The sequence below is a fragment of the Micromonospora chaiyaphumensis genome, from assembly GCF_900091435.1.
Classification (GTDB): Bacteria; Actinomycetota; Actinomycetes; order Mycobacteriales; family Micromonosporaceae; genus Micromonospora; species Micromonospora chaiyaphumensis.
In genome coordinates, this window is record NZ_FMCS01000019.1 from 1 (window position 1) to 9,408 (window position 9,408).

Consider the following 9,408-nt stretch of genomic DNA (forward strand, 5'->3'; position numbering starts at 1 on the left):
GCCAGACCAGCAATACCCAGCACGCTCTTACGCAGCATCGAGTTCATGGGGATAGCTCCATTCGGGGGTTGGCGCACACGCCGATGGGGGTCGGCCGTGCGCAAGCACCACGTCAGGCGCTCAAGAAAAGTCTTGGGGGATCATCTAGCGCACGGGGCTGAGCCTCTTCGTCGCGCCGGGACCATGTACAACGACCGGCTGGCCGCCATCATTCCGGGCCCGGGACACCCGCGTCGGCGGGCCGTCCTTCCTCGGTCGTGCACCGGGTATAACGACCCCCGCCCGCCCGCCATTCCGCCGCCGGGGTGCCACCGGTCACCCCGCGAAACGGACACCCCGCCCAGGCAACGACGGTCGGTGGAACAACATGGGTGCATCCCGGCCCCGGAGACACCCATAGCGTTCCACTCACGGCCGGGACTCAGGCGCGAACCGGACATTCAGCGCACGTCCGGGCCCTGGACAGCCGGTCAGCACTCATCCAGCTGCGCGGCACCCTTTGCTCTGCAGCCACGGGCGCAACACCCCGTGTCCCCGGGCGCTGCGTGGAGGGCTGCAGAGCAAAGGCGGTGGTTGAGCACCCCTGCTCCCTTGCGGCTGGGTGGCGCGGGCGGGAGGAGCACCCGACTGCATGACCCGGGCGCGGATCGACGGACGGAGACCGGATGAATCCCTACATTCGTGGCAGACGTCCAGAGGAGGGCCGGAGAGATGACCGCGTCGTTGGAGATGCCCCGGGTCCAGGAGTGCGCAGTCCGATCCTGCGCCTACAACCACACGAACGACTGCCACGCGTTCGCCATCACGATCGGCAGCCCTGACCACGCCCACTGCCACACCTTCGTGGAGTTGCCGGTGCGCGGCGGCGTCGAGCAGATGATCGCCCAGGTCGGCGCCTGCCAGCGCGCGGACTGCCGGCACAACTCCGACCTGGAGTGCCACGCCCCGGCGATCACCGTCGGCCCGGACATGGACCTGGCGGACTGCCAGACCTACGCGAGCCGCTGACCGGGCCCGGCCCAGCCCAGAAAGCCGGCACCGACCAGGAGCCGGCACACACCAAGGGCCGGCACAGACCGAGGAGCCGGCACAGCGCAAGGGCCGGCACATACCAACGACCCGGCCAGCCTCACAGTCAGGACAGGCCGTTGGCTTCGCGGATCACGGTGACCAGGTCGTCGATGATGCCGGTCAGCGCGAAGTCCTTCGGCGTGAACACGCGGGCCACCCCGGCGGCCCGGAGCGCGTCCGCGTCGACCGCCGGGATGATGCCGCCGACCACCACCGGCAGGTCGGCCCGACCGGCGGCGTGCAGCCCGTCCAGCACGGCCGGCACGGCGGCCAGGTGCGACCCGGAGAGCACCGAGAGGCCGACCAGGTCGACGTCCTCCTCCACGGCGGCCGCCACGATCTGGCCGGCGGTCAGCCGGATGCCCTGGTAGACTACCTCGAAGCCGGCGTCGCGGGCGCGTACCGCGATCTGCTCCGCGCCGTTGGAGTGCCCGTCCAGGCCGGGCTTGCCGACCAGCAGCCGCAGCCGGCCGCTGCCCAGCTCGCGGGCGGTCGCGGCCACCCGCTCCCGGACCGCACCCAGGCCGGGATCACCGCCGGCGCCGGCCGCTCCGGCCAGGCCGGTGGGTGCCCGGTACTCACCGAAGACCTGGCGCAGCGCGCCGGCCCACTCGCCGGTGGTCACACCGGCCCGCACGCACTCCAGCGTCGCCGCCATCAGGTTCGTGGTGGTCGCGGCGTCCGCGCGCAGCCGGGCGAGTGCCGCGTCCACGGCCGCCGCGTCCCGGCCGGCCCGCCACTCGCGTACGGCGGAGGTGGCGGCCGCCTCGACGGCGGGGTCGACCTGCTCGATGGCCTCGGCCCCGGCCGCGGTCAGCGGGGACGGCTCGGTCTCGGTGAACCGGTTGACGCCGACCACCACGTCGGTGCCGGCCTCCATCCGGCGGCGCCGGTCGGCCAGCGAGGCGACCAGGGCGCTCTTGAGGTAGCCGGTCTCCACGGCGGCCACCACGCCGCCCATCTCCAGTACCTTCTCCAGCTCGACCCGGGCCCCGGCGACGATGTCGTCCACCAGCGCGGTCATCACGTGCGAGCCGTCGAACAGGTCAGGATATTCGAGCAGGTCCGACTCGTACGCCAGCACCTGCTGCATGCGCAGCGACCACTGCTGGTCCCAGGGGCGGGGCAGGCCGAGCGCCTCGTTCCAGGCGGGCAGTTGCACGGCGCGGGCGCGGGCGTCGCGGGACAGGGTGACGCCGAGCATCTCCAGCACGATGCGCTGGATGTTGTTCTCCGGCTGCGCCTCGGTGAGGCCCAGCGAGTTGACCTGGACGCCGTACCGGAAGCGGCGCTGTCTCGGGTTCTCGACGCCGTACCGGTCGCGGGTGATCTCGTCCCAGAGCGCGCCGAACGCGCGCATCTTGGCGATCTCCTCGACGAAGCGCACGCCGGCGTTGACGAAGAAGGAGATCCGCTGGACCACGTCGCCCATCCGCTCGGCGGGCACTTGGCCGGAGTCGCGTACCGCGTCGAGCACGGCGACCGCGGTGGCCAGGGCGAAGCCGACCTCCTGGACCGGCGTCGCGCCGGCCTCCTGGAGGTGGTACGAGCAGATGTTCACGGGGTTCCACTTCGGCATCTCGCGCAGCGTGTACGCGATGACGTCGGCGGTCAGCCGCAGCGACGCCGCCGGCGGGAAGATGTACGTCCCCCGGGACAGGTACTCCTTGATGATGTCGTTCTGCGTGGTGCCGGCGCAGCGGGCCAGCTCGGCGCCCTGCTCGCCGGCGACCGTGCCGTAGAGGCCGAGCAGCCACATGGCCGGGGCGTTGATGGTCATCGAGGTGTTCATCTCGGCGAGCGGGATGCCCTCGAAGAGGGCCCGCATGTCGCCGAGGTGCGCCACGGGGACGCCCACCCGGCCCACCTCGCCGGTGGCCAGCTCGTGGTCCGGGTCGTAGCCGGTCTGCGTGGGCAGGTCGAAGGCGACCGAGAGCCCGGTCTGCCCCTTCGCCAGGTTGCGGCGGAAGAGCGCGTTGGTGGCCGCGGCGGAGGAGTGCCCGGCGTAGGTGCGCATCACCCAGGGCCGCTCGCGCTCCGGCAGCCGCCCCGAAGGAGCCTTCTCGTCCATGGCCGGAGTTTAAGTTACCGTTCAGTAAAACGGGCTGTGGAAAACCACACAGGTCCATGGAGCGGACCGACGGGCACGAGCGGCGCGACATGGCCGACACCACCACACCCCGGGCCGCCGCCCGGCCCACCTGAGTCGCACACTGGACGTCATGGATGACGAGCTCGCGATCTCCGTACGGGGGCTGCGCAAGGCGTACGGCGACAACCTCGCGGTGGCGGGGGTGGACCTCGACGTCCACCGCGGCGAGGTGTTCGCCCTGCTCGGCCCGAACGGCGCCGGCAAGACCACGACGGTGGAGATCCTGGAGGGCTACCGGCGGCGCGACGCCGGCGAGGTGCGCGTGCTCGGCGCCGACCCGGCCCACCCGGACCCGGGCTGGCGGTCCCGCGTCGGCATCGTGCTCCAGGGCACCGGCGAGTTCGACGAGCTGACCGTGGGCGAGGTGGTCCGCCACTTCGCCGGCTTCTACCCGGACGCCGACGACCCGGCGAAGGTGGTCGAGCGGGTCGGGCTCGGCGCCAAGGCCGGGGCGCGCACGCACACCCTCTCCGGCGGGCAGAAGCGCCGGCTCGACGTGGCGCTGGGCATCGTCGGCCGCCCCGAGCTGCTCTTCCTCGACGAGCCCACCACCGGCTTCGACCCGGAGGCCCGGCGCGAGTTCTGGGAGCTGATCCGCGACCTCTCCGCCGCCGGCACCACCATCGTGCTCACCACCCACTACCTGGACGAGGCCGAGGCCCTCGCCGACCGGGTCGGCGTGATCGCCGCCGGCCGGGTGGTCGAGGTGGCCCCGCCGAACCGGCTGGGCAACCGCCAGGAGGCGCTCGCGACGGTCTCCTGGCGTACCCCGGACGGGACGCCGGAGACGGCGGAGACCGCGACGCCGACGGCGCTGGTGGCGGAGCTGGCCGCGCGCTTCGGCGGCGAGGTTCCCGGCCTCACCGTGACCCGGCCGACCCTGGAAGACGTCTACCTGCGGATGATCGGACACTGATGACCACCACGACGAAGCCGGCCGCCCCGGTCGCCGCCGCCCCGGGCCGCCGGCCGGGCGGGGCCGCGCTCGCCCTGCGGCAGGGCCGGCTGGAGATCACCCAGTTCCTGCGCTCGCGGGAGTCCGTCGTCTTCACGATGGGCTTCCCGATCATCATGATCCTGATCTTCGCGGCGATCTTCAGCGACGAGATCGCGCCCGGCGTCAGCTACACGCAGTACTTCATCACCGGCATGATCGCGACCGGCCTCATGACGGTGAGCTTCCAGAACCTCGGCATCTGGATCCCGATCGAGCGGGACCGGGGCGTGCTGAAGCGCTACCGCGGCACGCCCATGCCCAAGTGGGTCTGGTTCGCCGGCAAGGTGCTCATGGTGGTGGCCATCGGCATCGCGGAGACCGCGCTGCTGCTCGCCGTGTCCGTGGCGCTGTTCGACCTGAACCTGCCCGACACCGCCGCGAAGTGGGCCACCTTCGGCTGGGTCGCCGTCCTCGGCGTCACCGCCTGCACCCTCTGCGGCATCGCCATCTCGTCGCTGGCCCGCACCGCGCGCAGCGGCTCGGCCGTGGTCACCCCGGTGGCCCTGGTCCTCCAGTTCATCTCCGGGGTGTTCTTCGTCTTCACCAGCCTGCCGAGCTGGATGCAGCAGGTCGCCGCGCTCTTCCCGCTCAAGTGGATGTGCCAGGGCCTGCGGTCGGTCTTCCTGCCGGACAGCTTCGGCGCGCAGGAAGCGGGCGGCTCGTTCGAGCTGGGCCGCGTCGCCCTGGTGCTGGGGCTGTGGTGCGTGATCGGCCTGGTGCTCTGCCTGACGACCTTCCGCTGGACGACCAAGCGCGACGGCTGACGGTACGCACCGCGGGTGGCACACTCGCCGGCATGGCGCACATCCTGACCCGGCGCACGCTGCTGGCGGCCGGTGCCGGCGTGGCCGGCGCCGCGGTGGTCGGCGGGCTCACCGCCCGGCGGCTCGCCGAGCCCCGGCCCGGGCCGGGGCCGGCCGTGCCGGACGCGCCCGCCGGGGACGAGCGGCTGATCCGGATCGCCTCGGGGGCCCGCGGCCGCGAGGTGGACCTCTGGACGGCCGTGCCCGAGGGGTACGGCGACGGCCGCGGCCTCCCCGTCTGCCTGGTGCTGCACGGCGCCTCGGCCACCCCCCGCGACTACGGCCGGTTCGGCCTGGCCCGCTTCCTCACGGACGCGGTACGCCGTGGCGCCCCGCCCTTCGCGCTCGCCGGGGCGACCGGCGGCCGGCTCTCCTGGCGCCGGTCGGGAGACGACGACCCGCAACGGATGGTCCGCGAGGAACTGCCGGCCTGGTGCGCCCGGCGGGGCTTCGACAGCAGCCGGCTCGCCGTCTGGGGCTGGTCGATGGGCGGGTTCGGGGCGTTGCTGCTCGCCGAGGCGTACCCGGGTTGGCTGCGCGCGGTGGCCGCCTTCTCCCCCGCGGTCCGCCCGGGCGACGCGGTCTTCACCGGCGCGGACCGGCTGCGCGGCACCCCGGTCGGCCTCTGGTGCGGCCGGCAGGACAACTTCCTCAAGGACGTCCGCGCGCTGGCCCGGGCCCTGCCCGAGCCCCCGGTACGCGCCGCCTGGGCCGACGGCCGGCACAACTTCGCCTACTGGGGCACCGTCATCCCCGACGCGTTCGCCCTGCTCGGCGCGGCCCTCACCCCGCCCCGGAAAGCGTGACGCCCCCGGCCACGACGGCCGGGGGCGCGCTGCGCACGACTCAGTACGCGTAGAAGCCCTGGCCGGTCTTGCGGCCCAGGTCGCCGGCCGTGGCCATGCGCTGGAGCAGCTCCGGCGGGAAGAACTTCTCGTCGGCGGTGTCGGTGTAGATGTTCCTGCTGGCGTTGAGGAGCACGTCCACGCCGGTCAGGTCGACCGTGGCGAGCGGGCCCATGGCGTGGCCGAAGCCCAGCTTGCAGGCGGTGTCCAGGTCCTCGGCGGAGATCACGCCGGACTCGACCAGCTTGACCGCCTCCATGGCGAGGGCGCAGATCAGCCGGGTGGTGACGAAGCCGGCGATGTCCCGGTTGACCACCACGACGGTCTTGCCGATCTCCTCGGCGAACGCCTTGGCGGTGGCCAGGGTCGCGTCGCTGGTCTTGTAGCCGCGGACCAGCTCGCACAGCTTCATCATGGGCACCGGCGAGAAGAAGTGGGTGCCGACGACCGACTCCGGGCGCTCGGTGGCGGTGGCGATCTGGGTGACCGGGATGGCCGAGGTGTTCGTGGCCAGCACCGCGTCGGACTTGCAGATCTTGTCCAGCGCGCGGAACACCTCGTGCTTGATCTCGATCTTCTCGAAGACCGCCTCGACGACGATGTCCGCGTCGGCCGCCGCCTCCAGCTCGGTGGTCGGCGTGATCCGGGCCAGGGTCGCGTCGACCTCGGACGCCTCGATCTTCCCCTTCTCGGCGAACTTCTGAAGCGACTTCCGGATGCCGTCGACGCCCCGCTTGGTGGCCGCGTCGTCCAGGTCGCGCAGCGTCACCTGCCAGCCCGCCTGCGCCGCCACCTGGGCGATGCCCGCGCCCATCAACCCGGCACCGACGACCGCGAGTCGACCCGCCATCTGCTTCTCCCTCGCTGCGAATGAGTGTCTGCCAGCACCCTAATCCGCGAGGCTGAACGACTGCTAAGGGCGGTCCCTCAGATGGCGAGGTCCGGTTCGTCGGGCGCGGTTCCGCGTTCCACCTCGACGCCGAGGGCCCGCAGGTCGGCCACGAAGTCCGGGTAGCCGCGGTCGACGTGGTGCACGTGCGAGACCTCGGTGACGCCGTCCGCGCAGAGGCCCGCGATGATCAGGCCGGCGCCGGCCCGGATGTCGGTGGCTCGGACCGGGGCGGCGGAGAGGCGCTCGTGCCCGCACACCAGCGCGTGGTGGCCGTCGGTCTTGATGTCCGCACCGAGCCGCATCATCTCGTTGGCGAACATGAACCGGCCGTCGAAGATGTTCTCGGTGATCAGCGAGCCCCCGTCGCTGACCGCCGCCAGCCCGATCGCCATCGGCAGCAGGTCGGTGGCGAAGCCCGGGAAGGGCAGGGTGACCACGTCGACGGCTTTCGGCCGGTCGTCCATGCGTACCCGGAAGGCGCCGCCCCGGGTCTCCACCAGGCCGCCGGCCGAGACCAGCTTGTCCAGCGCGACCTCCAGGTAGGCCGGGTCCACGCCGGTCACGGTCACGTCGCCGCGGGTCATGGCGGCCGCGAAGGCCCACGTCCCGGCGACGATCCGGTCCCCCACCGTGGCGTGCCGGACCGGACGCAGCTCGGGCACCCCGGCGATGTGCAGGGTCGAGGTGCCGGCCCCCTCGATCCGGGCGCCCATCCGGTTCAGCATGGTGCAGATGTCGACGATCTCCGGCTCCCGCGCCGCGTTGTCGATCGTCGTGGTGCCCCGGGCCAGCACCGCCGCCATCACCAGGTTCTCGGTGGCGCCGACGCTCGGGAAGTCCAGCAGGATGTCCGCGCCGTGCAGCCCGTCCGGCGCCTCGGCGATGACGAAGCCGTGCTCGCCGGAGATCTCCGCGCCCATCCGGGCCAGCCCGGCGATGTGCATGTCCAGCCCGCGCGAGCCGATGGCGTCCCCGCCGGGGTGGGCCACCCGCACGTACCCCCGGCGGGCCAGCAGCGGGCCGAGCACGCAGATCGACGCGCGCAGCCGGCGGACCAGGTCGTAGTCGGCCTCCGCACCCGGCTGCTCCGGCACGTCGATCACCACCGACCGGGACCGTTCCACCCCGCCGTGGGCCACCATCGGGTCGACCGGGTCGTCGGCGGCGAAGCGGACGACGCAGCCGAGCCGGCGCAGCACCTCGCCCATGATGGCGATGTCGGTGATCCGCGGGACGTTGGTGATCACGCTGCGCCCCGGAGCGAGCAGCGCCGCCGCCATCAGCTTCAGCGCGGAGTTCTTCGCCCCGACCACGTGCACGGTGCCGGCCAGCTGGGCCTCACCGAGCACCCGGATGACGTCGACGTCGTTGACCGCCGGGTCGCCGGCGTCACCCGGCCCGACCCCGGCCGCCGGCCAGGCGGTGGGAGCCGGCCGCGCCGGGATGGTCAGGTCCGGTATCCGTAGGCTGTGCGTCATGGCCGTCCACCTCACGCGCATCTACACCAAGGCCGGCGACGCCGGCATGACCAGGCTGAGCAACAACGAGCAGGTGCCGAAGACCGATCCGCGGATCGCCGCGTACGCGGACGTGGACGAGTGCAACGCCGCCATCGGCGTGGCGCTCGCCCTGGGGCAGCTCTCCGACGAGCTGCGGGGGGTGCTGGAGTCGGTCCAGAACGACATGTTCGACGTCGGCGCGGACCTGGCGACCCCGGTGGAGCCGGATCCGAAGTACCCGCCGCTGCGGGTCACCGAGGAGTACGTGGAGCGCCTCGAGGGCTGGTGCGACGAGTTCAACGCGCGCCTGAGCAAGCTCGACTCCTTCATCCTCCCCGGCGGCACCGCTGGCGCGGCACTGCTGCACGTGGCACGGACGACCGCCCGGCGCGCCGAGCGTGCGGCGTGGGCGCTGGTCACGCATGACCCGGACCGGACCAGCACGCTCCCGGCAAAGTATCTCAACCGGCTCTCCGATCTGCTCTTTATCCTGTCAAGAACGGCAAATCCGGACGGGGATGTGCTATGGGTGCCGGGCGGGAAGCGCTGACCGTCGGCGCGCTGCACCACGTGGAGGTGTGGGTACCCGATCTCGCCGCTGCCAGGCGTAGCTGGGGCTGGCTCCTCGGCGAGCTGGGTTGGACGCCGTACCAGGACTGGCCGGCCGGCCGGTCCTGGCGGCTCGGCCCGACGTACCTGGTCCTGGAGGAGTCACCGGCCCTCACCGGGCGCACGCACGACCGGTGCGCCCCGGGGCTCAACCACCTGGCCTTCCACGCCGGCCCGCCGGCCGCCGTGGACCGGCTGGTCGCCGCCGCGCCCGGGCACGGCTGGGAGCTGCTCTTCCCGGACCGCCACCCCCACGCCGGCGGCCCGCAGACCTACGCCGCCTACCTCTCCGACAAGCAGGGGTACGAGGTCGAACTGGTCGCCGACCTCGACTGATCGGTTTCGCCGCCGAGGGGTGCGCTCGACGGCTGCCGGATCTTGGCGGGTTTCCGTTCGCTGCGGACGGCAACTCGCCAAGATCCGGAGACGCCCGCTGGCCGGCACCCCTAGGTTCGGGTGCCGGCCAGCTTGCGTGTGTCAGCTGTTCCAGTTGTGGGCCACGATGTCGGTGGCCTGCTGCTCCCACTGGGCGTAGGCGTC

General features: G+C 72.6%; 9 protein-coding genes. 6 read left to right on the forward strand and 3 right to left on the reverse strand.

The window, feature by feature from the left end:
• The first annotated feature begins 711 nt into the window (after positions 1-711).
• Positions 712-1,008, forward strand: a complete 297-nt coding sequence (locus tag GA0070214_RS31190; RefSeq protein ID WP_091270120.1) for a DUF1540 domain-containing protein — start codon at positions 712-714, stop codon at positions 1,006-1,008.
• Between the two features lie 127 nt (positions 1,009-1,135).
• Here GA0070214_RS31190 and GA0070214_RS31195 read toward each other — a convergent pair whose 3' ends face one another.
• The gene (locus GA0070214_RS31195; RefSeq protein WP_091270121.1) at positions 1,136-3,142 is read right to left on the reverse strand and encodes a protein meaA; all 2,007 of its coding nucleotides are present in this window, start codon (positions 3,140-3,142) and stop codon (positions 1,136-1,138) included.
• Positions 3,143-3,293: 151 nt separating this feature from the next.
• Here GA0070214_RS31195 and GA0070214_RS31200 point away from each other — a divergent pair, with 151 nt between their 5' ends.
• Genes GA0070214_RS31200 through GA0070214_RS31210 form a run of 3 tightly spaced genes read left to right on the forward strand, consistent with a single transcriptional unit; the run spans position 3,294 to position 5,829 of the window.
• A complete protein-coding gene (locus tag GA0070214_RS31200) occupies positions 3,294-4,139 on the forward strand; it encodes an ABC transporter ATP-binding protein (RefSeq protein WP_091270122.1) in 846 nt (281 codons plus the stop codon).
• On the forward strand, positions 4,139-4,984 hold the full coding sequence (locus tag GA0070214_RS31205) for an ABC transporter permease (protein WP_091270123.1): 846 nt from the start codon (positions 4,139-4,141) through the stop codon (positions 4,982-4,984). The genes GA0070214_RS31200 and GA0070214_RS31205 overlap by 1 nt, the downstream gene beginning before the upstream one ends.
• Before the next feature lie 32 nt (positions 4,985-5,016).
• Positions 5,017-5,829 (forward strand): alpha/beta hydrolase, encoded by an 813-nt coding sequence (locus tag GA0070214_RS31210; protein ID WP_091270124.1) that lies wholly within the window; start codon positions 5,017-5,019, stop codon positions 5,827-5,829.
• A 40-nt stretch (positions 5,830-5,869) separates the two neighbouring features.
• Here the strand turns inward: GA0070214_RS31210 and GA0070214_RS31215 are convergent, their stop codons facing one another.
• A complete protein-coding gene (locus GA0070214_RS31215) occupies positions 5,870-6,718 on the reverse strand; it encodes a 3-hydroxyacyl-CoA dehydrogenase family protein (protein ID WP_091270125.1) in 849 nt (282 codons plus the stop codon).
• A 77-nt stretch (positions 6,719-6,795) separates the two neighbouring features.
• Complete coding sequence (murA, locus tag GA0070214_RS31220) at positions 6,796-8,238, reverse strand: UDP-N-acetylglucosamine 1-carboxyvinyltransferase (RefSeq protein ID WP_091270126.1); 1,443 nt, start codon at positions 8,236-8,238, stop codon at positions 6,796-6,798.
• On the opposite strand from murA, the gene GA0070214_RS31225 reads away from it, so the two are divergent.
• Both GA0070214_RS31225 and GA0070214_RS31230 read left to right on the forward strand, forming a co-directional pair.
• Positions 8,237-8,809 carry a cob(I)yrinic acid a,c-diamide adenosyltransferase gene (locus tag GA0070214_RS31225; RefSeq protein ID WP_091270127.1) on the forward strand — a complete coding sequence of 191 codons (573 nt, stop codon included), beginning with the start codon at positions 8,237-8,239 and terminating at the stop codon, positions 8,807-8,809. The genes murA and GA0070214_RS31225 overlap by 2 nt on opposite strands.
• Complete coding sequence (locus GA0070214_RS31230; RefSeq protein WP_091270128.1) at positions 8,785-9,204, forward strand: VOC family protein; 420 nt, start codon at positions 8,785-8,787, stop codon at positions 9,202-9,204. Before GA0070214_RS31225 ends, GA0070214_RS31230 begins: the two co-directional genes overlap by 25 nt.
• The last annotated feature ends 204 nt before the right edge of the window (positions 9,205-9,408 follow it).

What these genes read in the sequence shown, in the direction of transcription:
- GA0070214_RS31190 (WP_091270120.1), top strand. Translation starts at nt 712, where the DNA reads ATGACCGCGTCGTTGGAGATGCCCCGGGTCCAGGAGTGCGCAGTCCGA.
- GA0070214_RS31225 (WP_091270127.1), top strand. Translation starts at nt 8,237, where the DNA reads ATGGCCGTCCACCTCACGCGCATCTACACCAAGGCCGGCGACGCCGGC.
- GA0070214_RS31210 (WP_091270124.1), top strand. Translation starts at nt 5,017, where the DNA reads ATGGCGCACATCCTGACCCGGCGCACGCTGCTGGCGGCCGGTGCCGGC.
- GA0070214_RS31205 (WP_091270123.1), top strand. Translation starts at nt 4,139, where the DNA reads ATGACCACCACGACGAAGCCGGCCGCCCCGGTCGCCGCCGCCCCGGGC.
- GA0070214_RS31215 (WP_091270125.1), bottom strand. Translation starts at nt 6,718, where the DNA reads ATGGCGGGTCGACTCGCGGTCGTCGGTGCCGGGTTGATGGGCGCGGGC.
- GA0070214_RS31230 (WP_091270128.1), top strand. Translation starts at nt 8,785, where the DNA reads ATGGGTGCCGGGCGGGAAGCGCTGACCGTCGGCGCGCTGCACCACGTG.
- murA (WP_091270126.1), bottom strand. Translation starts at nt 8,238, where the DNA reads ATGACGCACAGCCTACGGATACCGGACCTGACCATCCCGGCGCGGCCG.
- GA0070214_RS31195 (WP_091270121.1), bottom strand. Translation starts at nt 3,142, where the DNA reads ATGGACGAGAAGGCTCCTTCGGGGCGGCTGCCGGAGCGCGAGCGGCCC.
- GA0070214_RS31200 (WP_091270122.1), top strand. Translation starts at nt 3,294, where the DNA reads ATGGATGACGAGCTCGCGATCTCCGTACGGGGGCTGCGCAAGGCGTAC.